Source organism: Novosphingobium sp. NFX11 (assembly GCF_057376415.1).
The window spans coordinates 565,886-587,372 of the sequence record NZ_CP080384.1 but is presented as its reverse complement, the minus strand read 5'-3'; the positions used below and the strand labels follow the sequence as shown (position 1 = coordinate 587,372).

38 protein-coding genes and 2 pseudogenes are annotated in these 21,487 nt (G+C 64.6%); 21 read left to right on the top strand and 19 right to left on the bottom strand.

All coding sequences use genetic code 11. The annotated features are described in order from the left end of the window. Position 1: 1 nt before the first annotated feature. The 15 genes from KZO24_RS03105 to KZO24_RS03035 all read right to left on the bottom strand — a co-directional run bounded on the left by KZO24_RS03105 (position 2) and on the right by KZO24_RS03035 (position 10,315). On the bottom strand, positions 2-409 hold the full coding sequence (locus tag KZO24_RS03105; RefSeq protein ID WP_486486861.1) for a DUF7694 domain-containing protein: 408 nt from the start codon (positions 407-409) through the stop codon (positions 2-4). Continuing rightward, on the bottom strand, positions 406-744 hold the full coding sequence (locus tag KZO24_RS03100) for a hypothetical protein (RefSeq protein WP_486486860.1): 339 nt from the start codon (positions 742-744) through the stop codon (positions 406-408). Before KZO24_RS03100 ends, KZO24_RS03105 begins: the two co-directional genes overlap by 4 nt. Then, on the bottom strand, positions 741-1,112 hold the full coding sequence (locus KZO24_RS03095) for a hypothetical protein (RefSeq protein WP_486486859.1): 372 nt from the start codon (positions 1,110-1,112) through the stop codon (positions 741-743). The genes KZO24_RS03100 and KZO24_RS03095 overlap by 4 nt, the downstream gene beginning before the upstream one ends. Then, the gene (locus KZO24_RS03090; protein ID WP_486486858.1) at positions 1,109-3,832 is read right to left on the bottom strand and encodes a DNA methyltransferase; all 2,724 of its coding nucleotides are present in this window, start codon (positions 3,830-3,832) and stop codon (positions 1,109-1,111) included. Before KZO24_RS03090 ends, KZO24_RS03095 begins: the two co-directional genes overlap by 4 nt. Then, positions 3,829-3,981 carry a hypothetical protein gene (locus KZO24_RS03085; RefSeq protein WP_486486857.1) on the bottom strand — a complete coding sequence of 51 codons (153 nt, stop codon included), beginning with the start codon at positions 3,979-3,981 and terminating at the stop codon, positions 3,829-3,831. The genes KZO24_RS03090 and KZO24_RS03085 overlap by 4 nt, the downstream gene beginning before the upstream one ends. After that, positions 3,921-6,215 (bottom strand): DNA cytosine methyltransferase, encoded by a 2,295-nt coding sequence (locus tag KZO24_RS03080; protein ID WP_486486856.1) that lies wholly within the window; start codon positions 6,213-6,215, stop codon positions 3,921-3,923. The genes KZO24_RS03085 and KZO24_RS03080 overlap by 61 nt, the downstream gene beginning before the upstream one ends. Beyond that, the gene (locus KZO24_RS03075) at positions 6,212-6,718 is read right to left on the bottom strand and encodes a hypothetical protein (RefSeq protein WP_486486855.1); all 507 of its coding nucleotides are present in this window, start codon (positions 6,716-6,718) and stop codon (positions 6,212-6,214) included. Before KZO24_RS03075 ends, KZO24_RS03080 begins: the two co-directional genes overlap by 4 nt. Then, positions 6,718-7,056 (bottom strand): hypothetical protein, encoded by a 339-nt coding sequence (locus tag KZO24_RS03070; RefSeq protein ID WP_486486854.1) that lies wholly within the window; start codon positions 7,054-7,056, stop codon positions 6,718-6,720. The genes KZO24_RS03075 and KZO24_RS03070 overlap by 1 nt, the downstream gene beginning before the upstream one ends. Continuing rightward, a complete protein-coding gene (locus KZO24_RS03065; protein WP_486486853.1) occupies positions 7,053-7,415 on the bottom strand; it encodes a hypothetical protein in 363 nt (120 codons plus the stop codon). The genes KZO24_RS03070 and KZO24_RS03065 overlap by 4 nt, the downstream gene beginning before the upstream one ends. Before the next feature lie 11 nt (positions 7,416-7,426). Continuing rightward, positions 7,427-8,521: a DNA polymerase III subunit beta gene (gene dnaN / locus KZO24_RS03060; protein ID WP_486486852.1), complete on the bottom strand. Its 1,095-nt coding sequence runs from the start codon at positions 8,519-8,521 to the stop codon at positions 7,427-7,429. Further along, positions 8,518-8,922, bottom strand: a complete 405-nt coding sequence (locus KZO24_RS03055; RefSeq protein WP_486486851.1) for a hypothetical protein — start codon at positions 8,920-8,922, stop codon at positions 8,518-8,520. The genes dnaN and KZO24_RS03055 overlap by 4 nt, the downstream gene beginning before the upstream one ends. A 15-nt stretch (positions 8,923-8,937) precedes the next feature. Next, positions 8,938-9,138, bottom strand: coding sequence for a hypothetical protein (locus KZO24_RS03050; RefSeq protein ID WP_486486850.1), 201 nt, complete (start codon positions 9,136-9,138; stop codon positions 8,938-8,940). 184 nt (positions 9,139-9,322) lie between these two features. Continuing rightward, complete coding sequence (locus tag KZO24_RS03045; protein ID WP_486486849.1) at positions 9,323-9,604, bottom strand: hypothetical protein; 282 nt, start codon at positions 9,602-9,604, stop codon at positions 9,323-9,325. Next, positions 9,601-9,918 carry a hypothetical protein gene (locus KZO24_RS03040; protein ID WP_486486848.1) on the bottom strand — a complete coding sequence of 106 codons (318 nt, stop codon included), beginning with the start codon at positions 9,916-9,918 and terminating at the stop codon, positions 9,601-9,603. Before KZO24_RS03040 ends, KZO24_RS03045 begins: the two co-directional genes overlap by 4 nt. Positions 9,919-10,015: 97 nt before the next feature. Beyond that, positions 10,016-10,315: a hypothetical protein gene (locus KZO24_RS03035; protein ID WP_486486847.1), complete on the bottom strand. Its 300-nt coding sequence runs from the start codon at positions 10,313-10,315 to the stop codon at positions 10,016-10,018. A gap of 158 nt (positions 10,316-10,473) precedes the next feature. Here KZO24_RS03035 and KZO24_RS03030 point away from each other — a divergent pair, with 158 nt between their 5' ends. Next, positions 10,474-10,893: an HIRAN domain-containing protein gene (locus KZO24_RS03030; protein ID WP_486486846.1), complete on the top strand. Its 420-nt coding sequence runs from the start codon at positions 10,474-10,476 to the stop codon at positions 10,891-10,893. On the opposite strand, the gene KZO24_RS03025 is transcribed toward KZO24_RS03030, so the two are convergent. Beyond that, positions 10,847-11,545: a S24 family peptidase gene (locus KZO24_RS03025; protein WP_486486845.1), complete on the bottom strand. Its 699-nt coding sequence runs from the start codon at positions 11,543-11,545 to the stop codon at positions 10,847-10,849. The two genes, KZO24_RS03030 and KZO24_RS03025, sit on opposite strands and share 47 nt — an antisense overlap. On the opposite strand from KZO24_RS03025, the gene KZO24_RS03020 reads away from it, so the two are divergent. The 3 genes and pseudogenes from KZO24_RS03020 to KZO24_RS03010 all read left to right on the top strand — a co-directional run. Beyond that, positions 11,544-11,744, top strand: coding sequence for a hypothetical protein (locus KZO24_RS03020; RefSeq protein WP_486486844.1), 201 nt, complete (start codon positions 11,544-11,546; stop codon positions 11,742-11,744). The two genes, KZO24_RS03025 and KZO24_RS03020, sit on opposite strands and share 2 nt — an antisense overlap. Continuing rightward, a complete protein-coding gene (locus KZO24_RS03015) occupies positions 11,741-11,992 on the top strand; it encodes a hypothetical protein (RefSeq protein ID WP_486486843.1) in 252 nt (83 codons plus the stop codon). Before KZO24_RS03020 ends, KZO24_RS03015 begins: the two co-directional genes overlap by 4 nt. Next, positions 11,989-12,105, top strand: a pseudogene (locus KZO24_RS03010) (LexA family protein); the annotation flags it as partial. The gene KZO24_RS03015 and the pseudogene KZO24_RS03010, both read left to right, overlap by 4 nt. Here the strand turns inward: KZO24_RS03010 and KZO24_RS03005 are convergent. Together KZO24_RS03005 and KZO24_RS03000 are read right to left on the bottom strand one after the other, a co-directional pair. Continuing rightward, positions 12,072-12,392, bottom strand: a complete 321-nt coding sequence (locus KZO24_RS03005; protein WP_486487218.1) for a hypothetical protein — start codon at positions 12,390-12,392, stop codon at positions 12,072-12,074. The pseudogene KZO24_RS03010 and the gene KZO24_RS03005 sit on opposite strands and share 34 nt — an antisense overlap. Continuing rightward, a complete protein-coding gene (locus KZO24_RS03000) occupies positions 12,385-12,633 on the bottom strand; it encodes a hypothetical protein (RefSeq protein ID WP_486487217.1) in 249 nt (82 codons plus the stop codon). The genes KZO24_RS03005 and KZO24_RS03000 overlap by 8 nt, the downstream gene beginning before the upstream one ends. A gap of 26 nt (positions 12,634-12,659) precedes the next feature. On the opposite strand from KZO24_RS03000, the gene KZO24_RS02995 reads away from it, so the two are divergent. From KZO24_RS02995 to KZO24_RS02980, 4 genes are all read left to right on the top strand, one after another. Continuing rightward, complete coding sequence (locus KZO24_RS02995; RefSeq protein ID WP_486487216.1) at positions 12,660-12,857, top strand: hypothetical protein; 198 nt, start codon at positions 12,660-12,662, stop codon at positions 12,855-12,857. A gap of 255 nt (positions 12,858-13,112) precedes the next feature. Then, positions 13,113-13,424 carry a hypothetical protein gene (locus KZO24_RS02990; protein ID WP_486486842.1) on the top strand — a complete coding sequence of 104 codons (312 nt, stop codon included), beginning with the start codon at positions 13,113-13,115 and terminating at the stop codon, positions 13,422-13,424. Next, positions 13,421-14,182, top strand: coding sequence for a GP88 family protein (locus tag KZO24_RS02985; protein ID WP_486486841.1), 762 nt, complete (start codon positions 13,421-13,423; stop codon positions 14,180-14,182). The genes KZO24_RS02990 and KZO24_RS02985 overlap by 4 nt, the downstream gene beginning before the upstream one ends. Before the next feature lie 128 nt (positions 14,183-14,310). After that, positions 14,311-14,763 (top strand): hypothetical protein, encoded by a 453-nt coding sequence (locus KZO24_RS02980; RefSeq protein ID WP_486486840.1) that lies wholly within the window; start codon positions 14,311-14,313, stop codon positions 14,761-14,763. Between the two features lie 5 nt (positions 14,764-14,768). On the opposite strand, the gene KZO24_RS02975 is transcribed toward KZO24_RS02980, so the two are convergent. Continuing rightward, positions 14,769-15,260, bottom strand: a complete 492-nt coding sequence (locus KZO24_RS02975; RefSeq protein WP_486487215.1) for a hypothetical protein — start codon at positions 15,258-15,260, stop codon at positions 14,769-14,771. Between KZO24_RS02975 and KZO24_RS02970 the strand changes: the two genes are divergently transcribed. The 13 genes and pseudogenes from KZO24_RS02970 (at position 15,174) to KZO24_RS02910 (ending at position 21,179) form a co-directional block, all read left to right on the top strand. Continuing rightward, positions 15,174-15,686, top strand: coding sequence for a helix-turn-helix domain-containing protein (locus KZO24_RS02970; RefSeq protein WP_486487135.1), 513 nt, complete (start codon positions 15,174-15,176; stop codon positions 15,684-15,686). The genes KZO24_RS02975 and KZO24_RS02970 overlap by 87 nt on opposite strands. Then, positions 15,683-15,919: a hypothetical protein gene (locus KZO24_RS02965; RefSeq protein WP_486486839.1), complete on the top strand. Its 237-nt coding sequence runs from the start codon at positions 15,683-15,685 to the stop codon at positions 15,917-15,919. Before KZO24_RS02970 ends, KZO24_RS02965 begins: the two co-directional genes overlap by 4 nt. A 10-nt stretch (positions 15,920-15,929) precedes the next feature. Further along, positions 15,930-16,298, top strand: a complete 369-nt coding sequence (locus tag KZO24_RS02960; RefSeq protein ID WP_486486838.1) for a hypothetical protein — start codon at positions 15,930-15,932, stop codon at positions 16,296-16,298. Further along, positions 16,295-17,095 (top strand): hypothetical protein, encoded by an 801-nt coding sequence (locus KZO24_RS02955; protein WP_486486837.1) that lies wholly within the window; start codon positions 16,295-16,297, stop codon positions 17,093-17,095. Before KZO24_RS02960 ends, KZO24_RS02955 begins: the two co-directional genes overlap by 4 nt. A gap of 15 nt (positions 17,096-17,110) precedes the next feature. Continuing rightward, positions 17,111-17,548: a hypothetical protein gene (locus KZO24_RS02950; RefSeq protein WP_486486836.1), complete on the top strand. Its 438-nt coding sequence runs from the start codon at positions 17,111-17,113 to the stop codon at positions 17,546-17,548. Continuing rightward, positions 17,545-17,781: a hypothetical protein gene (locus KZO24_RS02945; RefSeq protein ID WP_486486835.1), complete on the top strand. Its 237-nt coding sequence runs from the start codon at positions 17,545-17,547 to the stop codon at positions 17,779-17,781. The genes KZO24_RS02950 and KZO24_RS02945 overlap by 4 nt, the downstream gene beginning before the upstream one ends. Further along, positions 17,778-18,179, top strand: a pseudogene (locus tag KZO24_RS02940) (hypothetical protein); the annotation flags it as partial. The gene KZO24_RS02945 and the pseudogene KZO24_RS02940, both read left to right, overlap by 4 nt. Further along, on the top strand, positions 18,158-18,628 hold the full coding sequence (locus KZO24_RS02935; protein ID WP_486486834.1) for a hypothetical protein: 471 nt from the start codon (positions 18,158-18,160) through the stop codon (positions 18,626-18,628). The pseudogene KZO24_RS02940 and the gene KZO24_RS02935, both read left to right, overlap by 22 nt. Then, positions 18,625-19,620: a TPM domain-containing protein gene (locus KZO24_RS02930; protein ID WP_486486833.1), complete on the top strand. Its 996-nt coding sequence runs from the start codon at positions 18,625-18,627 to the stop codon at positions 19,618-19,620. The genes KZO24_RS02935 and KZO24_RS02930 overlap by 4 nt, the downstream gene beginning before the upstream one ends. Next, on the top strand, positions 19,620-19,970 hold the full coding sequence (locus KZO24_RS02925) for a hypothetical protein (RefSeq protein WP_486486832.1): 351 nt from the start codon (positions 19,620-19,622) through the stop codon (positions 19,968-19,970). Before KZO24_RS02930 ends, KZO24_RS02925 begins: the two co-directional genes overlap by 1 nt. Beyond that, on the top strand, positions 19,967-20,323 hold the full coding sequence (locus KZO24_RS02920; RefSeq protein WP_486486831.1) for a hypothetical protein: 357 nt from the start codon (positions 19,967-19,969) through the stop codon (positions 20,321-20,323). The genes KZO24_RS02925 and KZO24_RS02920 overlap by 4 nt, the downstream gene beginning before the upstream one ends. Next, complete coding sequence (locus KZO24_RS02915) at positions 20,320-20,646, top strand: hypothetical protein (protein WP_486486830.1); 327 nt, start codon at positions 20,320-20,322, stop codon at positions 20,644-20,646. Before KZO24_RS02920 ends, KZO24_RS02915 begins: the two co-directional genes overlap by 4 nt. Beyond that, positions 20,643-21,179 carry a hypothetical protein gene (locus KZO24_RS02910; RefSeq protein WP_486486829.1) on the top strand — a complete coding sequence of 179 codons (537 nt, stop codon included), beginning with the start codon at positions 20,643-20,645 and terminating at the stop codon, positions 21,177-21,179. Before KZO24_RS02915 ends, KZO24_RS02910 begins: the two co-directional genes overlap by 4 nt. Positions 21,180-21,487 lie beyond the last annotated feature (308 nt).

Here is a 21,487-nt window from a genome sequence, read left to right as displayed (position 1 = left end):
TTCACTCGGGATTCTGAAGGGAGAACGGAAGCGGAGCGGAGAGCGGGAGCACCCACATGTGATACATGTCCGCCTCGTCCACGACCTCGTCGGCTGGCGGCATGACCTCGACCGCTGTGAAGTCCGGGCCGAACAGCTCGTTCTTCATCCGCTGCTTGTCGCGCCACGGCGGCTCAAGGCTGCTCGCGGTCCGGATCGCACAATGGAGGACTTTGCCCCACACCGTCATGAGCGGCCGAACAAGCACCACGTAAAGGTCGTTCTTGTGGACCGCGCGAACGTCGCGGCACCATCCTCCGCCGCCTGGAATACCGTTGGGCATATAGGTGACCTGCCAGCTACCCCATTCGCCCGTTTTCAGGGCCCTGCGTTCCAGCAGCGCCGCATGCCTGGCCTGTTGGCGGTTCATTCGCCACCTCCGGGCGCGCCCACGGTGATGCTGACGTCCATGCCGACAACCTGCCGCACCGCTTCGGCCACGGCCGTCGCGTCGATCACGACTGCCTGTTGAGGGTGCTCGACGACGATCGATGCCGAAAGGCTGGGCGTCTCGAACAGCGCGAGGGGCAATTGCATCTTCAGGTTGATGGCGCGCTCGTTGCGGGCCAGCGCCGGATACCCGGCGGTGACCTTGACCCCGGGATTGCCACCCGGCGCGCGGGCGATGGTCAGCCAGAAGTCGAGCATCATCGTCGGCGCACCGCTGCGGTGAGCCTGAACCTCGTATCCGAACGTCCGGCTCACGCGGCATCTCCCAGAACTTCGCGCACCTGCTCCATGGCAAGCGCGAAGCTGTTCATGGCGACCGCGCTCTTGATCAGTCGTTCGGGGTCAGCGAAGACGATAGCCATCTGCTCGCGCGCCGCCTTCAGCGCATTTTCCATGGCCTCCCAGCGATCCGAAATCTCGCTGGCATTATTCCACAGGTAGGCAATCAGCTCACCATCATAACGGTCGCGATACTTACCTTTGTCCCCGTGAGGGCACTGCGTCAGGTCGTTGAAGTTCTCCGCTTCAAGGTCGGAGAAATATTCACCAGTCCGGTGCAACTCGGCCTGCGTAGCGACGGCAATCATTCCCGCCAGGACATCAGCGTTGAATGGCTTTTTCACGCGGCATCCTCCAGTCCGAGGAGCCCGAAGAGCGTCGGCACCGAAGCCTCCCGCTCGGCTTCCTGCAGGTAGAGCAAGCTGTGCCGGTAGTAGTCCGGGTTCAGTTCGCTGCCCGCGCCGCGCCGCTTCTTGAGGACCGCGCGCATCGGCACGGTGCCAAGGCCGCAGAAGGGGTCATAGACCAGTTCCCCGGCCATGCTGTACCGCTCGATGAGGCGGTCGACGATGTCGAACTGAAGTGGGCAAACGTGCTTTTCGCGGCCCTTCGCTACCTGTTCGGCGTTGAGCGTGTGCATCCGCACCACGTCATCCCAGGTATTCGGATCGGTCGCACCCGGGGCGAGGCTCGAGAACGTGCGAGGCAAGTGCCCCCGCATGTCGTTTGCGTCCCGAGCCTCGATGTTCTCGCCGATGGCAACGTGGGCGTCGAAATCATAAACCTGATCGCGGCTGCCCACTGTGAATGCCTTCACCAGCGCGCCCACTTCCATCTCGCCATACTGCTGGACGGCGTCACGCAACTCAGCAGGCAGTGCCAGGCGCTCGCCGCTGGAGCGCCAGAAGGGGTTCGCATCGATCTGCCAGCGCGCGAGGCTGTACCCGGTGCCCGGCACGGGGCGCAGCGACCGGTCATTCGCATCGTAGGGCACGATGTTGCCGTCCGCGCCCATGTACTCCGGCCTGCTGTTGCGCACAGGCGTATCCGCATAGCCACGGCTCTGGTCGCTCTGGGGCTTGCGCATCAGTAGGACGTATTCGGGCGATCCGACGCCCATCTTCGTCCCGTCCTTCAGCATCTCGCTGTAGGACAGGCGGTAGGTCTGGTTATTCTCCCGGACCACGTCGGTGTTGACGTGGATCATGCCCATGTACTGAAACCCGTGGCGCAGATAATGCTCGATGCACTTCGCGTGGAACGGGTTGACCGTGGGCACGCCCTCGCCCGTCACGTTGCCGAACATGATCCGGTCCTTGACGTGGATGCAGGCCATCCGGCCGGGCGCCAAGGCCCGCAGGAGTTCGGGGGTCAGGAAGTCGAGCTGCGCGAAGAAATGCGCGTCGTCGTCGGTGTGCCCGAAGTCGTTGTAGCTGGGCGTATACTCGTAGTGGTTGCTGAACGGGATCGACGTGACGATCAGGTCCAGCGAACCCTCTTCCAGAAGCCGCGCCTCTTCGACGCAGTCGTTGTGCGCGAGCTTCCACCCGGCGCCGACGGTTTCGGTCCGTACCACTCCGATGCTCCTCTTCATGGCGTCTGCGGCAGCGGCGTGGTTGAGGCCGTACTTGCGGATGATCTCCGACATGCGGGCCTTCATCTCATCGTCGCGCTCCCACTTGGCGAGCAGTTCCCGCCGGACCTGGTCTTCCGTCTCGGCGTAGATGATGTCGATCACGACGGCGTGCGGCTGGAGAAAGCGGTGCAGCCGGTGGATCGCCTGGATGAAGTCGTTGAACTTGAAACCCACGCCCGCGAAGATCGCGCGGTGGCAATGCCTCTGCAGGTTCGTGCCGCTGCCGAGCATGACCGGCTTGGCCGCTAGGCGCGCGAGACGGCCGTCCGCGAACCGCTCGATGATGCCTTCGCGATCGTCGAGCTTCTGCGTGCCGTAGACCGCCTCCACCCCGTCCAGCTTCTGCAGCGCCTTCCGCTCGTCCTCGAGGTCGTGCCAGAGCAGATAGTGGGCGTCAGGATCCTCGCCAATGATCTCGGCGACCTTGGCGATGCGCTGGTCGAGCGTGCGGCGCTTCTCGCGGCTGGCACCGACGACGCCCACCGCCTTGTCCCGGAACAGCGCTGCCTGCCCGAACTTGTCCACGCCCTCGCCCGCGATGTCAGTCTTCACCTCGTGCCAGCGCACGGTGAGAGCTGGCAGGTCGTAGCCCTCATCGCTGAAGCCCAGATCGCTCGGCTTCTGCAGGAACACGGCCCAGCTGTTCATCCATAGCCAGAACTCGTCTTCCTTATGGGGATAGAGGTTGAGGTCGTTCGCCTTCTCGCTGTTGCGCTGGAAGAAGCGGGTCAGGGCCTGCCCGGTGTCCATCACGCCGAGGAACCCGGCGTAGTGGATCAATTCCTTGTAGCGATTCGGGCTCGGGGTTGCCGTGGCGACGAACCGGTAGGGCACGCTGGCAAAGCGCGGCAGGAACTCCTGGAAGGTCTTCGATCCGTACGAGCGCAGGATGCTCGCTTCGTCCAGGCTCACGACGGTGAACCGGCTGACGTCGATCTTCCCGTCGCGCACGCTCTCGTAATTCGTCAGGTGCAACCCGCAGTCGTCGCCGATCGCATCGATCTCCGCATCGGACTGGACGAAATGCAAGGGGATGCCGAGCTTCTTGGCGTCCGCGATGAATTCGCGGCGAACACCGAGCGGCGCGACGATCAGCCCCATGTTCGGACACACGGGAGCATTCTGATCGATCCGGAGCCGCTCGACCTTCTCAATGATGATGTCGAGGATCAGCAGCTGCTGGATCGACTTGCCCAGTCCGAACGCCTCGAACAGCGCACGGCGCCCGCCCTCCACCGCCCAACGGATGATGGCGCGCTGATGCGGCTTGATCTCGTCGCCGGTCTTAAGGTGCGTAGGGATGTCATCGAGCGAGCACGGCAGCCCTGCCGGTTGAGCGATAGGTGCCTTCGCTTCGAGGAAGGCGCGATAGTCGACATCCGACCATACGATGGCATCGACCGAGGTTTGCGAGAATGGAAGGGTCATGCCGCCGCTCCATCGATCCGGAAGGCGACCTGGTCGTTGTCGACCGCCAGCGCGAGCGCGCCGGGCTTGGCCCAAATCTCGCGCGTGCTCAGGTAGAACGTCTCTCCCTGCTCCGCGAGGAGGATGGTTTCGCCGATCGTCTCGGCCATCCCCGTCGCAGCGTCGCCCGGCACCATGTTGCCGATCCACTCGCGCTTGGTGACGTCGCTGCCGTTGACGAGATCGAACGGCGTGCGGCACCGCCATTCCAGCCCGAATTCGGTCTCTTCCTGGTAGAAGATCTCCCCGGATTGAAGAGCGCCTGCAGGGACGCGAGGTCGAGCGTGGTGAACGGCCGATGCCACGTGCCATCGGTTGCGATGATGCGGCAGATGAGGCGATCTTCCGGCTTCGGGAGTTCGACCGGCTTTGCGTCCAGCACCGCCTCGCGCGGGTCCGCGACCGAGTTGAAGCCATTGTCATGGCAAGCCGAGCCGCTGACGGCGTAGGCCGTCTGATCCCAGTCGACTACGCCATAGTGCCCGCCGGTCTGGTAATGCTCACGGCGCGGGTCAGCGACACAGGGTTGCCCGCCGGTCACGCTATGCACGCCAGCGGGAATGGTCCCGGTCGGCTCTTCGTACGGCGTCACCCGCAGGATGTTCTGGTGGCGCTGGTTTCCCCAGCTCGGGCGCGGATCGGCAACCGCGAATGCACCATCACCCGTGGTGCTCGCCCCGATCACCGTGCGGCTGTTGCGGTCGTAGGGCGTGACCATGTACTTCGTGGTCACATAGTCCTTACCCTCCGGCCGGGGATCAGCAACGGCTACGCCACCTGCCGGGCCGCCGGGGCCTGCGACTGCCGGAGATGCGGCGTCGAACGGGACGATGCGGAAGACGTTGTTGAAGCGCGGCTTGCCCGGAATGCGCGGGTCCGCGATAGAGTGCGAACCACCGCCCGGCAGCGACTGTCCGGAAACCGTGCCAACGCTCTCATCCCACTGATTCACGCCGTACTGCTGGTAGGTCTGGTTGGCATCCGCCGGCGGGCGCGGGTCGGCCACCGAATAGGCGCCCGTCGTCGGCTTCGGATCACCCGAGATGGTCCCGGTCGGCTTTCCGTCCCACTCGTTGACGCCCAGCACATGGCGATGGGTCGCATCTCCATAGCCCGGGCGGGGATCGGCAACCGAGAATGCGCCATTCGTCGGGAAGCTCTCGCCCTGGACAGTCCCGGCCGGTTGCTCCCAGCCCTTAACCCCATAGGTCGAGGCCCGGTCGCGGGCACCGTAGCGCGGATCGGCAACGCTATGCGCGCCGTTATGGGGGCGGCTGGCACCGGCGACGACGCGCGCGGCATCTTCCCAGCCCCGAATGCCCAGAGCTTCGTTGTGCCAGTCATCGACCGGCCGGGGGTCAGCGACCGAGAAACGCCCCTGCCCCGGCGCGCGGTGCGTGGTGATGACGGGCGCGGTGTCGGACCATCCATTCACGCCCAACGCATTCTCGCGCAGGGCGACCTCCGGCACGATACCGAAGTCGCGCAGGTTGCCGTCGACCACCGCAAGGTCATTGAGCGCGCGCCAGTCTTTACCGGCAGGCACGAGCGCCAGGCGCAGCCACGTCTTCCACTGCAGCGACGGCACGCGGTGCATGGCCCCGGCAATCGGATCGCCCGGAAGCGGCAGCTTGCCGATGACCTCGCCGACGCCCCGGAGGCTGTGCTCGCGCGGCTGGTAGATGAAGGGCGGGACCTTCTCCATATGCCGCGCGATCAGCAGCGCTCGTTTCCGGCTTTGCGCCAGGTTACCGATGATGCCGCAGTCGTGCGTGTCGATGTTGACGCTGTACCCGTAGCCGCGGAACAGCGCGGTGATCTGGTCGAGCAGCCACTTGCCGCGTGTCAGGATGCGGGGGACGTTCTCGAACAGCACCACCGGGATGGGGCTGTCCTTGTATGCCTCCAACATCAGCCACACGCCGCGCAGCGTCAGCCGGTTGAGCGCCTGGTACTTGTCCGTCTTCGACTGCGTGGATGACAGGAGCCCGGAGAAGCCCTTGCATGGCGCGGAAAGGAACGCGACGTCGACCACGGGACCGAAGGCGTCGCGCACGTCGGCCGGGCCAACCTCGCGCCAGTCGTTGGCGGGTTCGCGACCGTGGAATGCGAGATACTGCTGGCGGTCGAACAGGTCCATGACCGTGCCCTTGCAGCCTGCCATGCGTTCGAAGTTCCGGATCGCGCCGGGATCGACATCGATGCCGCCGACGCAGACGAACTTCGCCTGGACGTTGCCGACCCGGGGCGCGGCGCGGTTGAAGCCGAGGGCACCGCCCCCGATGCCGCAGAACATATGCGCGTGGCGGATTTCGCGGACGTGCGAGATGGGCTTGAGCATCATGCGGGGACCGATCCTGCGAGAGTGATGCGCGAAAGCACGTCGTGCTCGCCGCAGCCGCGACCGGTGCGGCTGCTGTCGTCCGGGTTGGTGAAATCCTGCCAGTGGACCCAGCCATGATCGCAGGCAGATCCCCACTCCCGAACCTTGGGGCCGGTGATGAAGAGCGAGATTGCGCGCTCGCCGGGGATCACCTCGAGACGGTGCAGCGCTTCAGCCTGGCGCGTTACGACCTGCCCGGCCTCGCGCAGGAAGGAACCTTCCGGCGTGTGCTCGAGGTAGCTGCCGGAGATGAGGTAGCTGGTGTTTGCCCAGGGATGATCGTGCATCGCGCGATCGTCGTCGGACTTCACGATCTCGTGCAGGTAGACGTTCACCTGCTCATTGCGGGGAATGACCCACCAGCGGCGCAGGTAGTCATCGCCGATGACGAAATCGGGCTCCCTCTGCATGATGCCGGAGGCCCATGCCTGCATGTCGGGAAGCGTGGCGTAGTTGAGTTTCATCAGTCTGCTCCGGGGAGAGGTTCGCCGAGGCCGCCAGTGGTGCCGAACAGCTCGACTTTGGCCTTCTCGGAGAGGGCGGCTAGGCGCGCCCTGTGGCTGGCGATCGTCGCTTCGATGACGGGGATGGCGAGTTGGTAGGGGACGTGCAGGATCCGGCGGCTCTGTTCGCCGCTCGGAATGCCCATCTCCAACGTGTGGCGGCGACGGCCGAACACGTCGCGGATGTCGACCTGCCCGAAGTTGTCGATCGCTTTGCGGACGTCGTCGAGCAGCTTCTCGGCAGCTTCGATATCGCGGTACATGACGGCGATGTCGGTTGCGGTTTCTGGCGTGATCATGCGTCCGACTTCGCTTCCGGACTGAACCGGCCCTGCTGGACGTCCTCGGTCACGCGATCACCGAGCTCGTCGGCGATCAGATCGAGCAGACGCTCCGCGTTGGAACGGTCGCCGCGACGGATGGCGATGGCCAGTTCACGGAACGGTCGCTCCGCGTTGTGCGCAATGTTGGGCTCGACGGGGCGCGCGCTTTCCTCGCCATCCCGAAAGCCTTCGTCGTACTTATCGTCGGCACTGATCCGGAGAGTGCCGACTTCGTCCCTGACCTCTCGGTCAATATGCCTCTGCAGCCCCTCAATCTGAACGGCCTCGAACTGGAAGAGGTCGCCGCATTTCGGACATGTGATGGAGAAGTGCATAGCTCGCTCCCTCAGACGCGCATCGGCATGACGCCGCAGATCGCGCCATCGGGCACCGCCCGGCGGATCAGGGCGACTTCGTTGGCCGCTGCGAGATGGATTTCGACCGTATCCCCGCCGATCGCCTCAAGGGCGCTCCCGAGGTATCCGGCGTTGAAGCCGATGCGCTCGCCATTCGCGGCGCAGTCGGCTGGCACGTTCTCGACGGCATGTCCGCCGCCGCTCGCATCGGCCATGACGATCTCCAGTGCGCCGACCTGGCGCTCCATCGCGATGGAGCGCGTCTTGTCGCTACCGACGATCTCGATGCGCTTGAGCGCCTTGCGCAGGTTCTCCGGATCAACCAGCGTCGGCTGGGCGCCCGGCGCCGGGATGACGCGGCGGTAATCGGGGAATGTGCCGCTCACCAGCTTGCCAGTCAGCACGACGCTCCCGGCAATCAGACGAACCTTGGCGTCACCCCACTGGAGAGAGACCGTCTCTGTTTCCGAGGCGACGCGCTCGACCGTTCGACAGAACTTGCTCGGAACGATCGCCACCGGGGCGTCTTCCGGCCATTCGAGCTCAGTCGTCAGGCAAGCGATGGTGTGCCCGTTCGTCGTGGTGAAGCGGATCTTGCCGTCTTCCGGGTCGAGGTAGATGCCGCACAGGTAGTAGCGCGTCTCCTCGGTGCTCGCGGACCATGCCGTGCGGTTGATGAAGCCTGCCAGCTGACGGCCGCCAACCTCAACCGAAACCCGATGGGTATCGAATGGCATGGCGGGGAAGTCCTCGGGAGGCAGGACTGGCAGCGTGGTGCGGTTGCGGCCCATCTTGACCGTCAACCGCCCGTCCTTGACCTCGAGGTTCATCTGGGCGCCCGCCCCGGCCCCGGCAATCGCCGCGAGCTTCGCCGCGCTGACCGTGGTGAAGAGCAGGCCGCTGCCGATGAGCGGGACGTTCTGGCGATACTCGATGTCCAGGTTGCTGGTGATGATCTCCATTTGGTCGCCATCGGCCTGCAGCCGCACGTTCGACAGGATCGGGATGGTGTTCGCGCTCTCGACGATCGTCGCGGCCGACTTCATGGCGCGGGCGAGCACGGCGGATTCGATGGTGACGCTCACGCTGCCTCCTCCGCATTAACGGAGCCGGCGGGGAAGAACTCCTCGTGATGCGACCAGGCGAACTTCGTGGGCGTCGAGAACGTCGCCGCGTGCTTGTCGAGCCAAGCATCGAGCAACTGCTGCAACTCGGCATCAGCCGCAGTGGTATCGCCGATGCGGTCCAGTTCGCCGTGCTCGCAGATGGACACCAGATCATCGTTCTCGAAGAACTGATCGTCCAGCAGACGGCCCGCATCGAACTTGATCGACTGGGTGCCGGCCTCGACGATGTAGAAGCTGTCGCCGTCGAAGTTCTCCTGACCGGCGCGGATAGCCTCGTCGCGGGTATCGAACGGGCCTTCGGTGTAGAATTCGGCATCGCGGCTGGCCCACCAGCCCTGCTTTGCGGTCTTGTCGCCCATGTGCGGCGTCCTTGGTTAGAAGTTGTCGGAGGCGTCGGTCCGGGCCGCGATGATCTCGCGGGTCTTGCGCAAGGTGCGCTGGACCAGGTCGCCGAGCGTTTCGATCTTGGGGATTTCGCTCAGCCCCGTGAGGCCGCGCCAGACACCCTGGATGTCCTGCGCCACGACTTCGGCTTCATCGAAACTGAGGTGAAGAGATTGCGGATCGGGCGGCATGCGGCCTCGCTCCTCTGGGTTGCCCGCGACGGCGCCGGTCGCCGCGGGCGGTTGGGAGGGTTCCGGAAACGGCGAGGGGGAGTGGTTTCCGGCCGGCGCTTGAGGGGAAGGATCGCCTTGACCACCGCGAAGGCGACAATTGCCGCGATGAGCAAGGTGGCGGAGATGATGATGGAGCGGGGCATCAGAAGTCCTTCGAGAGCGGGCCGGGGGCCATCTCGTTGTGACCTCCCGGCCCGGTGCGACCCGAACGGCTCGGGATGTGAGAGAGGAGCAGGACCATGCCGATCAGCGCCGCGAGCGAGACCGCCGCTCCGCCGGCCACAGTAGGCCAGAAGCGGTCGGACAGGATGAAAGCGCGTGCCGGGCCGTCCTTGGCGGTGATAAAGCGCGACCAGGCTTCCACGCTGAGCAAGCCTGCGGTGCCGACGATCAGCGTCAGCGCGTAAATGGGGAGGCGCTTCATGCTTCACCTCGTGCTTTGGCAAGGGCGTTCCGCACGGTGTTGATGCAGATCTGCGCGTGCAGCACGGCCGTGGGATTGTCGCGATTGCGATGACGCTCTGCGCGATCCAGTTCCGCCAGATGCGGCAGAAGGAACTCGAATGCGCTGCGGGGATCAGGGGTCGCGAGGTCGGTCGCTCCAGCGACAGCGACGCCATTGATTGCATCGATCAACGCGCCCGCGACACTGACGTTCTTTGCTTCCCACGCATCCGCCACGGCAGTGCAGGCAGCGTCCATTACTTCACCACGCGTGATCAGATCGGATCGGCTCACAGGTCACCGGCCCGGAGCATGCGCTCCAGCACGAAATCCATCATGTCGATGGCGTTGTCGAAGTAGGCGAAGCCGCCATCGGCCAGAGCCAGCCGGATCATGCGACGTCGCCTGGGTGGAAATGCGGCGACTGCATGAGCCAAGCATCCGAGCCGGGCTGAGCGTCCGTCGCAGGAGTGGGCAGGCGCCCGCCCCACTCGATCAACCGGACCTCAGCAAGGGCCCGAGCGAGGTTCAGCGACGCTGCCTGCAGATGCGGCGGCGCGGCGAGAGCGGAAATGAAGTTTCCGATCAGCCCTTCGACGGCGCGCAGGTCAACGAACGTTACCTGTTCGGCGCCGCGCGGTGCGTCTCGGGTGATGGTGACGGGGGATGCAATGAGCATCGGGATCTCCAACAAAGCTCCCGGCAGGTCTGCGCTTGCGGCTCACTGCTGGGCTGTTGGAAACTTGATAGTGTGACTTTTCCCACCTCGTCAAGAAGGAAATGTGATTTCTCACATCGTTCTTGTAATGTTCTCTCTCGTCAGTGATTCAAAGCGACGGAGGTGATTCGATGTTGGATGATGGTGGCTTGATCCGCGTGGCGGGAGTTTCGAATTACCAGGAGGCTCTGTCGAGGTGTGCTGAGGGGCAATCCGTGAGGCTCGTTCACGAGCCGGATAACCCTTATGACGAGACTGCGCTTCGGGTCGTATCGCTTGCCGGCGAGACCATTGGATACCTTCCCCGGGGCAGCTGGGTACACATCGCAATCCACCAACATGGACGCGGCGTGTCGGCCATCATCTCGAGCATAGGTATGAGCAGGTCGTGTCTGCTCGGCGCGAGATTGAGCGCGGTGCTTTCAGACGACGATCCGGCAGTCGAATCCTATCACTGCGGGCAGATCGCGCCAGAGGCTCCCCGAGGCGGGTTTCGCTATTGGATCAGAAGCCCATCCGACGTCGCGCGGCTCGCGGCAGCACGAAGATGATAGGCGTTGCCCACTCAAGCTCGACATCTTCAATGTCCTCGGCATTCAGTGAACGGAGAGTGAAAAAGCCTGGTTTTGAGCCGAACGCCAGCTGTTTCACATAAGTTTCCCCGGTGACCAAGCGCACGGCGCAGTACTCCCCAACGTCCTCGTTGCTTACGCCGTCATGCGTACGGGCGATGTAGACCACATCGCCCGATGAATACCGAGGGAGCATGGACGAACCCTCCACTTCCAACGCCTCAACCTCGCCGTGCAAACCCGGCGGGCGCGGCGCGGTCTCGCCCGCTATTTCCTCGAAGATGATTTCGCCCCCAGCTCCAACCCGACCTGAGAGGGGAACGCCTTCTGACCCGATAATGTCAGCAATGGTGACGTCCAGAGCTTGAGCGAGGCGGTGAAGGTTGCCCACCTTCACGTCTTCACCGTCGAATAGGTCGCGGACGAACGTCTCGCCCTTGCCTGCCTTCTTGGAGAGCGGCTTCGCCTTGATGCCCTTTTCTTCCATCAGGCGCTTTAGTCTGGCCTTAACCCGGGCAACTTCTGAACGCTCATCCATGTGTGACATATCACACGGCGGCGCCGGAATGGCATAGAGGGGAAAGTTCACACCTTGACGGTGGGACTTTTCACACTTAGTGCTTTTGAGCATGGCGCAGCTCATCAAAGACATCGAGGCGTTCATGGCCTCTCACAACCTTTCTGCAACGGCGTTTGGGCAGCTCGCACTGCGAGATCGCCACCTAGTTCGGCAACTTCGTGCAGGACGCCGGCTGTGGCCCGAGACGGAAGAGAAGGTTCGCGCCTTCATGGAAGGCTACGCCGAGAGCTCTGAGAGCGCAGCCGCATGAGGTCGCGCGCACAGGATACGACTGACGGCGCGGCCTTGCGCCTGATCGGCAACGCCGCCGCGCGCCGGATGCCGTGCCCCAGCAACGACGCCATCGCAGCCGCTATCGGCGCGCGCGGCGCAGCGGCTGGAGCCGACTGCCTCCGGCGCCTGGAGGCGGCCGGGCAGATCACCATCGAACGCAACGGCGGCTGGCGGATCGTCCGCGAGACCGAGTTCGGCTGCCGCACCGAGGGAGAAGACGCATGATTGGCCTGACGCCTCGTCAGCAGAAGCTGCTCGACTTCATCCGCGACTACACCGCGGAGCATAGCGGTATCGCTCCCAGCTACCGCGTCATGCAGGGGCATATGCGGCTGGCGGCGAAGTCTAGCATCCATGCGATGCTCAAGCTGCTGGAAGCGCGCGGCCGTATCCGCCGCTGCTTTCCCGATGGCTGGCAGGTGCTCGACGCCCCCTCCCAGCGCCAGCCGCCGCGCCAGTGTTCATGGGCATCGGGCTCGACCTGTCCGGCCCCGGATCCGACCTCGTGGGCGTCGTGTACATGCGCGACCGGCAGGTCGTCGATCGCGCGGAAGTCGCCACCTGCGCCGTTTGCGGCGAAGCAGTTTGCGATCATCCCGATCTCGACTTTGCGGGCCTTACCCAATCTCTCCGTCTTCCGAGGCAACCGCATGCTTGATCGGGCACTCAACCTGCCCGTCCCGGGCAATATCCATGCACAGGCGCCGTATTGCCGTGCGCTCGTAGAGCTCTCCCGCTCGGCGCGCCTGTTCGTCGGCGTCGGCAAGCGCCTCGACGATCTTGCTGACGTGTCGCTGATCGATGGTCCCGGCGTGATGCAGCCCGGAGACGATAGCGCGCAGCGCCAGGTTCGTTGCGTAGTCCATTTCCCACCTCTTGAACGGAGAGTTACATGCGTGAACCCGAAGAGCGGTACTTCGCCCTCGAATGCCTCAAGCTGGCCGGTGGCAACATCAAAGAGGCGCGAACCATGCTTGCCTTCGTCAGCGGCAGCGAGCCAGCAAGTGGCGACCGCAACTGGGATGCGACCGAGGGCTTCGGCGACGGAGATGCAAAGCCCGCCGCCGAAGAACCACTCACTCTGCCTTGAACTCTCCGTCCAGAACTGCCGCGCGGCAGCGGAGGTAGAGCTTAATCTCGTCGTCGATTGTTGCCTGCTGGCTGCGGAACCGCTGCCTGATACCACGCCAAAGGTCGACCGCGACCCCAACCGCAAGGGGGCTCGCTGTCGGTTGGAGGCTGTCAGTTTCATCCGCCATACTGATTCCTTTCGTGCTCGTGTCGGAGCAAGCACGATGACCGAAGCGGCTGGGGCGTCAAGTTCCAGCCGCCGAGGTGCGGCGCTGTGAGCCACGTCCCCTGCCCGCATTGCGGCGGCAACACCGTCACCGGCACACCTGTCACCCGCGGCAAGTGGTGGATCGGCATGACCGAGGTCCATTACGACCACCAGCGCATCGCCCTGCCCCGTTACCTCGTGCGCGTCCTGTACGCGATCGCGTGGGCGAACGGGGAGACCGTCTCGCACCGCGACATGCCGAACATGACCGCGCAGACCTTTGCCGGTCATGTCAGCGCCCTGCGGCGCACGTTCGGCGACACCCTGCCCATCCGCACCGTCACCGGTCGCGGCTTCGCCTGGAGTAAGTCGGCATGAAGCCCCTTCGCTCCGTCGAGTACGGCGGCCCGCTCCATCGCGTCGCGAACAAGCCCATCAGCGGCCATGGCCCCCGCATTGCACTGCTGCCGGATCATCCCGCGACCCGAGACGGCCGGACGCTGTTCCCCAGCACCGTGGTGGATGCGAAGGACAGTCCACGGCTCCTCGTCTCCGGCGTCAACCAGCGCAAGATCGGTCGCATGATCACCAAGGGGCGGTGGAAGGGCTTCCCGCTCTACACCCTGACCCTCGAGGAACGCGCCACCTGCCCGCGCTCCTGCCTCGAATGGTCGACCTGCTACGGCAACAACATGCACTACTCCCGGCGGCACCGCGCCGGGCTGGACCTCGAAGCGCGTCTCATCAGCGAGATCGTCGACCTTGGCGAGAAGCACCCCGGCGGTTTCGCCGTGCGGCTGCACATCCTCGGTGACTTCTACAGCGCGGCCTATGCCGACCTGTGGTGCATGCTGATGGGCGAGGTCGAGCAGCTGCATGTGTTCGGCTTCACCGCCCACCCGGTCGCCAGCGAGATCGGCGCTGCCGTCGCCGGGCTGAACCTCGGCTTCCCCAACCGTTGCCGCATCCGTTTCAGCGGCGCGCCGCATCTCGGTTCGTTCGGCACTGCCGTCATCGATACCCCAGCCGACAGCAAGCACATCCTGTGCCCCGTCCAGACGGGCAAGACCGACTGCTGCGGCACCTGCGGGCTGTGCTGGACTGCCCGCCGCCCCATTGAATTCGTGAGGCACTGAATGCGCCCCGCCTTCCATCGCGCGATCGTCTGGACCGCTGCCGTCACGCACCTGCGACACCACTGCGTGCGCTGCCCGGCACCGGCGAATGATCTGAGCCCCTGTCATGCTCCCGAGGTAGTTCACCCATGAACCGACAATCTACGCCGCAGCGCACCATTTTTTCCGCTTCCAAGGTGCTGGACGCCGTCGCCAACGATCTCTCGACCATCAAGGACGAGGATGGCCTCACCTATGCCGACATCGGCCGCGTGCTCGGCAAGAGCGGTGACCAGGCCGAGAAGTACTGCAAGGGCATGGCCGAGATGGGCATCGTCGCCTTCGCGGCTGGTGAGCGCGAATGGAACGGCCGCTTCACCGGCTCCCTCCAGCGCCTGTGCGTGGACAGCCGCCCCGGCGGCCCGCTGATGCACGACCGTAAGGCGCAGTCGCTCGTGCTCGAGGCGGCGCTTGCCCTGTCGCAGGCCCTCGAAGACGACGATGCCATCTCGCCCGAGGAGGTCCGCGATTGCCGCGCCACCCTCGAGCGGGCGCAGGCGGCGATCTCGGCGCAGCTCTCCAAGCTCGTGCGTGCAGCATGAGGGACTCACGCAACACGAAATACTGCGCAGCGGCTGGTTGCCCCCGGCGGGTCCGGTTCGACGGCGTCACAGGTCTTTGCCGCATTCACCTGAACGAGAAGCGCGCTGCCGCTCGCGAGAACGCGCAAAGGCGCTGCACCGTCGAAGGGTGCCGCACCGTCCTGCACTTCTCTGCCGTAAATGACGTGTGCGATCGTCATCGCCATCAGCGGCAGAGAGAAGCTCGCACCGAAATGGCGCTGCGCGTCCAGGCCGAACTCAAGGCCTTGAAGAATGCTCGGGCGGTCGCAGAAAAGCTGGGTATCAAGCGGCATCGAGTGCACGCCCTCGCGCGCGAATTCGCCGCTCCCCGCCCCAAGCGCCTTCTCGCCGACATCATCACGACAGCTATCACGCTCGCCGGGATCACGATGGAGGAGCTCACCGGAAAGTCCCGCAAGCCTCGGTTCGTTCGGGTTCGACACGCCATCTGCCTGATCGGGGCCCAGGCGGGTCATTCATTACCCACGATAGGCCGGGCGCTTGGTGGACGCGACCACGCCACCATCCATCACGGTCGCTGCGCAGCCGAGGAGCGCGTCAAGCGCGACCCGGAGTTCGCTGAACTGGTCAAACTCGTGCGGCGCGTGCGGCGGCGGGGGCTGGATACGATCACACCGCCGCCGGTCCCCGAGTGCCCCGGCCTGGTCATAGCAGAAGAGCCTGACGAAGCCGGTATTGCCGAGCCTCAGACGGTCGGCGAGGTATGCCAGGGCATCCTCGCGCGCATTGAGGAGAGGATAGCCGCCCGGCCTCGACCGGTCCGAGCTCGGAACGACTTCCGCGCGGAAGATGACGAAGACGATAGCCACCGCTTCCATGCCGGGATCGCGGCTGGCTCCGCAGCTCTGTTCAAAGCCATCCAGATCGCGAGGGCTGCATGAGCAGGAAACTCACGCTTGCGCAGATTCGCGAGAAAATGACGCCGCCCGCACCGACCCGGGAGCGGCTGGAAGCGGAGTTGCAGTTCGCCGAGCAGCGTCTCCAGCGCGCGGGCGGCAAGCTCGCTGTGGCGGATGCCGAGTATCACCGCGCGGCCGAATGCCTGGAGGCGCGGCGCGACGCCCTTTCAGCCTTCATCACCGCCAATCCCGATCCGCAGTACTCGATCCTCTGAGGGCAGAAGAATGATCAACGTCCGTCTGCCCTTCCCCCACAAGATGCTGTGGCCCAACGGCCGCACGCGGTCGGTTAATGGCCGCGCGGCCAAGGTGCAGGAGCATCGTCACTGGGCCATCGTCGGCACCGCCGAAGCTGTCGGCCGTCGCCGCATCGCCTTCGTACCCGACCAGCGCATCCCTGTGCACATCGTCGTCAGCCGCAAGAGCAGCGGTCCGTACCCGGACGAGGATAACGTCGTCGCCGCGTGCAAGTCATACCTCGACGGCATCGCCGAGCGCCTGAAGGTCAACGACCGGCAGTTCGCGGCGCCGACTGTCGAATTCGTGGCGCCCTGCGGTGAGGGCTTCATCATCCAGATCGGCGCGCGCGGATGAGCCGTTGGTTCCGCCATTACGCGGGCATGATGCGCGACGATAAGCTGGTGCGGATCACCGTCCGCGTCCGCCAGCCGATCGAGCGCGTGTGCTGGCTCTGGGGTGTCATCCTGGAGAGCGCCGCCGAGATCGACGATGACGGCAGGTACGACATCGACACCGCCGAGATCGCATATTTCCTGCGCACCGACGAACAGAACATCGTCGCCATTCACAAGGCGATGGAAGAAGGCGGCCATGTAGCTGATGGCCGAGTGTTGAAATGGAGCAACAGGCAGTACAAGTCCGACCGCTCCAACGACCGCGTCGCGAAGCACCGCGCGGAGAAGAAAGCCGTCAAGAATGGCGGAAATACTACCACTGACGCATGTAACGTTACCGTAACGGCCGATGTAACAGGCGGTAACGCCCCAGAGACAGAGACAGAGACAGATATACCAGAAGCTAACGCTTCTGGGCGGACTTCGCCGCCGCCCGGCCCTTCAGCTTCTGATCTCACGAAATGCGCGTTCGATACCGGCGCGGCGATCCTCACGGCTGCGGGTCATTCCACCCGCCAAGCCCGCTCGATCGTCGGTCGCTGGCGCAAGACCTATTCCGACAGCATCATCGTCTGCGCGCTCTCCCGCTGCCAAACCGAGCAGCCGTCTGACCCCGTGGAATGGATGCCCAAAGCCATGCAGTTCGAGCGGCAACGCGCCCTCGGCACTGCGCCTGAACCCCTGCAGCGCCCTGCCCGCCGTTCCGTTCGCGAGATCGGCATGCGCCTCGCTGCGGAAACCCCGAACCCGAAGTGAAAAGGATCGCCAACGGTGTCCGTTGACCGTCAAATCCGCATCGCCGCGGTGTCGGCATGCCTGTCACTGGTTCGCCCTGTCGGCATGACCGAAGAGGAAACCGAGGACTGGCTTAACGTCGCCGCCGACACCCTCGACGAAATCCCCGCCGACATCGTCGAGCGCGGCGCCCGCATCGCGCGGACCCGCTGCACGCACCATGCCCAGATCATCCCGACCATCTTCGCCGAAACGAAGGATGACGTCGCCTGGCGCAACCGGCCCCGTACCCCGCCGGTGCTGCAGTTGGTCGGTTCCACCGACCCGCTGCCGCCCCTGCCCGAGCGGCCATTGCCTGACCCGGAAACCATGTGGCCGGAGTTCCGGAAGATGGGCCTTTCCCGGGGATGGCTGGCGCGCGGCGAGGATGGCCGTCTCGTCTGGACGAAGGGTGAAGGCGAGGACGCGGCATGACGGCCGATCGCTCTCCCGTCGATTACGACGATCCGCAGGCGTGGTGCGACTGGCGCAACAGCGAACTGCGCCGCCGCGACGTGAAGTGGATCGTCGGCAACGGGAACACACCCCGCCTCGTCGACGATGAGGAATTCTCCGCGCGCCGCGCTGAGCAGCAGGCGCGGCAGCAAGAAGACGAACGTCGCCGGTTCAACTGGCGGTTGATGCACCCCGTATCGGAGGAAGTATGACCAAGGCAATTCGCTGGTCGGACAACGACCGCTATTTCGGCCGCTTCACGTATGCGCATGAGCCTCGGTATCCGAAGCTGTGCATCATGCTCGGCAGTGGCCACGACGAATACTCCGGCTGCCGCCTGCGGCTGGCGATCGGTGCGCACACGCTGATCATCGCCCTGCCCGCGATCATCAAGCCGCATCGCGAGAAGGTTCACTTCTCGTCCGCCGACATGATCGAGCGCGCGAAGGCGGAAGGCCGCGAGCCGTTCTACTGGGACGAGCATGAGCGCGAATTCGGCTTCTCGGCCGTCGAGGGCGCTGTGCATTGGCATTACGGTGCCCAGACGCATAGCAGCGAGAGCACCAAGTCGAAGATCTGGTTCTTCCCGTGGAGGGCTTGGCGGATTGTGCGGTCGAGCCTCTACGACCTAGGGGGCGAGCATTTCGCGACGATCCCAGAGCGCGGCAGCCTCGTGAAGATCGGCGAAGCAGCCTCGCGCAACCACTGGGGGTCGAGCGCGCCATCAAGGATGCCTGCCCGACCGCGTCCTTCGCGTTCGATGACTTCGACGGCGAGCGGATCACGGCCGTCACCAGGATCGAAGAGCGCGAGTGGAAGAAGGGCGAGGGCAAGTTCAAGTGGCTCTCGCTGTTCTGGCCGAACCTGGTCCGCCGCTCGCTCGACCTGCGCTTCTCCTCCGAGGTCGGGAAGCGCAAAGGATCCTGGAAGGGCGGGACCGTGGGGCATTCGATCAACATGCTGCCCGGCGAGCTCCACGAGGATGCCTTCAAGCGGTACTGCGCGCAGGAGGGCCTGACCTATGTCGGCCCGGTCGAGAAGACGGAGGCGTCGGCATGAAGCGCCTTGTCTTCGCGCTCTGCGCGCTACTCGCCGCCGCCCTTCTCGGACAGCCCGCCATTGCAGCTCCGGTATTCCCCGATCGCGGGCGCGCCGCCGTGGTCGATGCCGCTGGAGTGATCCCGCAGTCGGAAGAGGATCAGCTCAACACCCGCATCGTCGGCTGGGTGCAGAAGACCGGCCATCAGCTTGCCGTCGTGACGGTGCCGAGCCTGCAGGGGTACGACATCAAGGATTACGGCTACCAGCTCGGTCGCGACTGGGCACTTGGCGACAAGGCTAAGAACGATGGCGTAATCCTTCTCCTCGCCCCCAAGGAGCGGAAGGTGCGCATTGAGGTCGGGTATGGGCTGGAGCCTGTCCTGACCGATGGCCTCACCTCACAGATCATCCGCGATCGGATCGTGCCGCAGTTGAAGGCGGGCGAGACAGCCATGGCGCTGAGCGATGGTGCGGATGCGATCATGGAAGCCGCGACCCCGCCGCTGCCAGCCGCTGCGCCGGGAGTGGTGGAAAACGATGGTTCGCGCTTCTGGGCATGGCTAGTGACCGCCGTCGTGTTGTCGCTGATCGGCTGGACCTTGCTCTGGCTCCGCAAGATCAATGCCGAGCGCCGCCTCGCCATTCAGCGGATGGAAGAGCGACGCGAGCGGATCGATCGGATGCGCATGCATCCCGGATCAGTTCCGCGCGAACGTCCGCTTCCTCCGCGCAGTGAAGTCCGGACACCTCCGAAGCAGAGCAGCGGCGCATTACGGCCGCCAGTTCGGCCGGCGGCGTCAGCCGCCAAGCGTGAGCCGGAACGCCGATCCTCGGATGATAGTTTCGGATCGTCGGCGACGTCCTTCGCGGCTGGATATGGCTTCGGCTCATCGTCGTCGAGCTCATCGGACAGCGGCTCCAGCTGGGGCGGCTCGGACAGTTCATCGTCGAGCGGCTACGATAGTGGCGGCGGTTCGTTCGGTGGTGGCGGCTCGGACAGCAGCTACTGATGCCCGGCCCCGATGATAGCAGGCAACGCATTGCCATAATCGCCGGTGGCGAGCGGCTGGGAGCCGTGGCTCTAGCCAGCATCCTGGTCGCGGGTATCAGACCGGTCCACGTCTCGGAACCGTTCGAGGAGGTCGACCTGGATCGGCTGGTGCACCCCCTTTCGCGGGAGCCGGGACCGATGCTCGATGCACATCAGCCGCGCACAACAGCCCGAGACGCGCGCCAGTCTTTCCGCGATCCGATCCATCAGCGGCTTTTCAACCCGGTCGCTGCTGCGGATCACGTCACCATCACCGCTCCGCCGCTGACCAAGCGGCAGCGCCGCCGTCTCAGGGGTAAGCGAGCATGATCGCCGCCACACCGAGCGAGGCTGCTGTGACGCAGGCCGACATCGACATGGCGAACGATTACCTATCGTCCGCTTTCCGCTGCACCGCGACGCTGGCCGAACGGTTCGCCGCCGCCCGCGGCACCGCGATCGAGGAGGCCGCAAAGGTCTGCGAGGTCTACGGCGAAGTGAACATGGAAATCTGCGGGGACAACATCATCCTCGATCCGGTCCTGCGCGGAGAGGGCTTCACCGCCGAGAATATGGCGCGCTCTGAAAACCACCAGAACCTCAGCCTCATCCATTCGTCAAAGTACCATGCAGCGAACGAGCTGATGGCACAGATCCGAGCGTTGAAGGAACTTCCCGCATGAGCATCGGCGACAAGATCAAGTTCGACGATGAGCGCCAGCGATACACCGTCATGGCCCGCGACAATCGGTATGTCGTCCTGACGAAGCCGTTCAACGCCCGCAAGACATACCTGTACTCGCTGGTCGATCTGGAACGCGGCGAACGTGGCCGGTGCAATCGCATCTTCGGCATCCCTCACGATGTTTCGACACCGGAAGGTGCAGCGGCGGTTCTGGCGGAATTGCAGGCGGGCACACTCGAGGTCAGCCGCCGTCACTGCGAGAGCCTGAGCAAGGCCGAGGTCGCGGACCTCCATGCCTCACAGAAGGAACCCAAGGCATGAGCACAAACGACGATCGCGCGCCGCCGCAGGAGGCAGAGGTGCAAGTCACGGATGCTGACCGCGATCTTGCCGAGGCACTCGGGTTTACCTGCGGTAATCGCTACCATGAACTAAGAATCATCGCGCGGCATCGATTAGCCCTCGCCTCTCTGCTGGGCGCGGCGACGATCGCGCGCTTTTCCCAAACATCGATTGAGGAAGGCAAATTTAGCGCTGGTGAGATTGAAAAAGCCACGGCAGTCGAGGCGGTCGCATGGGTAAGCCCTTTGCAATTGGACGCCATCGCGGATCGTCCCCAAGATACTGGTGGCGAGTACCTCCCGATCCGAAAGTCGCTGGCGGGTAATTTTAACAAGCCCCTCTATGCTGCCCCGCCAGCGCCCGCGACGAGCGGGGCTTTGGATCGCCTACTGTCCTGGGCCGATCGAGCGTTGCCCATGACGGACGATGCGGCCGATTTTCTTAACGATGAGGGCTGGGATCAGTTCGCGGAAATCGTTGCCGCCCTCCGCGCCACACGTGGAGAGGGGTGATGATCAGCAGGAACGAAGCCAGGGTGAACCGGTCCGCGTTCGCGACGGTTGCAGCCCTCTCGCTCGCTGCCGCCGGTCGCGGCGCCGATCCGCAATATGTTCGCGCCTGCTGCGGCGTTCCTATGGGATCGCCGCATGTCACGGCATGCGAGTTCCATGCAGCGCCGACACAATGCCCCGCCATCGCGCATGGATGGTGTCAGGCGCCATGGACCTGTTCTGACCCGTGCGCGACAGGATTCTCAATCAAGGACGGCAAGTCGTGAGCAATTGGTGTATTCTCCGCACGGCTCCCAGCCGCACGTTGC

Excerpts from the sequence above, each read along its gene's own strand:
- KZO24_RS02925 (WP_486486832.1), top strand. The coding sequence starts at position 19,620 with ATGCCCGGCCCCGATGATAGCAGGCAACGCATTGCCATAATCGCCGGT.
- KZO24_RS03105 (WP_486486861.1), bottom strand. The coding sequence starts at position 409 with ATGAACCGCCAACAGGCCAGGCATGCGGCGCTGCTGGAACGCAGGGCC.
- KZO24_RS03020 (WP_486486844.1), top strand. The coding sequence starts at position 11,544 with ATGGCGCAGCTCATCAAAGACATCGAGGCGTTCATGGCCTCTCACAAC.
- KZO24_RS03045 (WP_486486849.1), bottom strand. The coding sequence starts at position 9,604 with ATGAAGCGCCTCCCCATTTACGCGCTGACGCTGATCGTCGGCACCGCA.
- KZO24_RS03090 (WP_486486858.1), bottom strand. The coding sequence starts at position 3,832 with ATGACCCTTCCATTCTCGCAAACCTCGGTCGATGCCATCGTATGGTCG.
- KZO24_RS03030 (WP_486486846.1), top strand. The coding sequence starts at position 10,474 with ATGTTGGATGATGGTGGCTTGATCCGCGTGGCGGGAGTTTCGAATTAC.
- KZO24_RS03080 (WP_486486856.1), bottom strand. The coding sequence starts at position 6,215 with ATGATGCTCAAGCCCATCTCGCACGTCCGCGAAATCCGCCACGCGCAT.
- KZO24_RS03070 (WP_486486854.1), bottom strand. The coding sequence starts at position 7,056 with ATGATCACGCCAGAAACCGCAACCGACATCGCCGTCATGTACCGCGAT.
- KZO24_RS02955 (WP_486486837.1), top strand. The coding sequence starts at position 16,295 with ATGAGCCGTTGGTTCCGCCATTACGCGGGCATGATGCGCGACGATAAG.
- KZO24_RS03050 (WP_486486850.1), bottom strand. The coding sequence starts at position 9,138 with ATGCCGCCCGATCCGCAATCTCTTCACCTCAGTTTCGATGAAGCCGAA.
- KZO24_RS03055 (WP_486486851.1), bottom strand. The coding sequence starts at position 8,922 with ATGGGCGACAAGACCGCAAAGCAGGGCTGGTGGGCCAGCCGCGATGCC.
- KZO24_RS02915 (WP_486486830.1), top strand. The coding sequence starts at position 20,320 with ATGAGCATCGGCGACAAGATCAAGTTCGACGATGAGCGCCAGCGATAC.
- KZO24_RS03015 (WP_486486843.1), top strand. The coding sequence starts at position 11,741 with ATGAGGTCGCGCGCACAGGATACGACTGACGGCGCGGCCTTGCGCCTG.
- KZO24_RS02960 (WP_486486838.1), top strand. The coding sequence starts at position 15,930 with ATGATCAACGTCCGTCTGCCCTTCCCCCACAAGATGCTGTGGCCCAAC.
- KZO24_RS02965 (WP_486486839.1), top strand. The coding sequence starts at position 15,683 with ATGAGCAGGAAACTCACGCTTGCGCAGATTCGCGAGAAAATGACGCCG.
- KZO24_RS03085 (WP_486486857.1), bottom strand. The coding sequence starts at position 3,981 with ATGGCCGAGACGATCGGCGAAACCATCCTCCTCGCGGAGCAGGGAGAG.
- KZO24_RS03000 (WP_486487217.1), bottom strand. The coding sequence starts at position 12,633 with ATGGACTACGCAACGAACCTGGCGCTGCGCGCTATCGTCTCCGGGCTG.
- KZO24_RS03075 (WP_486486855.1), bottom strand. The coding sequence starts at position 6,718 with ATGAAACTCAACTACGCCACGCTTCCCGACATGCAGGCATGGGCCTCC.
- KZO24_RS02970 (WP_486487135.1), top strand. The coding sequence starts at position 15,174 with ATGGAGGAGCTCACCGGAAAGTCCCGCAAGCCTCGGTTCGTTCGGGTT.
- KZO24_RS02980 (WP_486486840.1), top strand. The coding sequence starts at position 14,311 with ATGAACCGACAATCTACGCCGCAGCGCACCATTTTTTCCGCTTCCAAG.
- KZO24_RS02995 (WP_486487216.1), top strand. The coding sequence starts at position 12,660 with ATGCGTGAACCCGAAGAGCGGTACTTCGCCCTCGAATGCCTCAAGCTG.
- KZO24_RS02985 (WP_486486841.1), top strand. The coding sequence starts at position 13,421 with ATGAAGCCCCTTCGCTCCGTCGAGTACGGCGGCCCGCTCCATCGCGTC.
- KZO24_RS02920 (WP_486486831.1), top strand. The coding sequence starts at position 19,967 with ATGATCGCCGCCACACCGAGCGAGGCTGCTGTGACGCAGGCCGACATC.
- KZO24_RS03025 (WP_486486845.1), bottom strand. The coding sequence starts at position 11,545 with ATGCTCAAAAGCACTAAGTGTGAAAAGTCCCACCGTCAAGGTGTGAAC.
- KZO24_RS02910 (WP_486486829.1), top strand. The coding sequence starts at position 20,643 with ATGAGCACAAACGACGATCGCGCGCCGCCGCAGGAGGCAGAGGTGCAA.
- KZO24_RS02930 (WP_486486833.1), top strand. The coding sequence starts at position 18,625 with ATGAAGCGCCTTGTCTTCGCGCTCTGCGCGCTACTCGCCGCCGCCCTT.
- KZO24_RS02975 (WP_486487215.1), bottom strand. The coding sequence starts at position 15,260 with ATGACCCGCCTGGGCCCCGATCAGGCAGATGGCGTGTCGAACCCGAAC.
- KZO24_RS03065 (WP_486486853.1), bottom strand. The coding sequence starts at position 7,415 with ATGCACTTCTCCATCACATGTCCGAAATGCGGCGACCTCTTCCAGTTC.
- KZO24_RS02945 (WP_486486835.1), top strand. The coding sequence starts at position 17,545 with ATGACGGCCGATCGCTCTCCCGTCGATTACGACGATCCGCAGGCGTGG.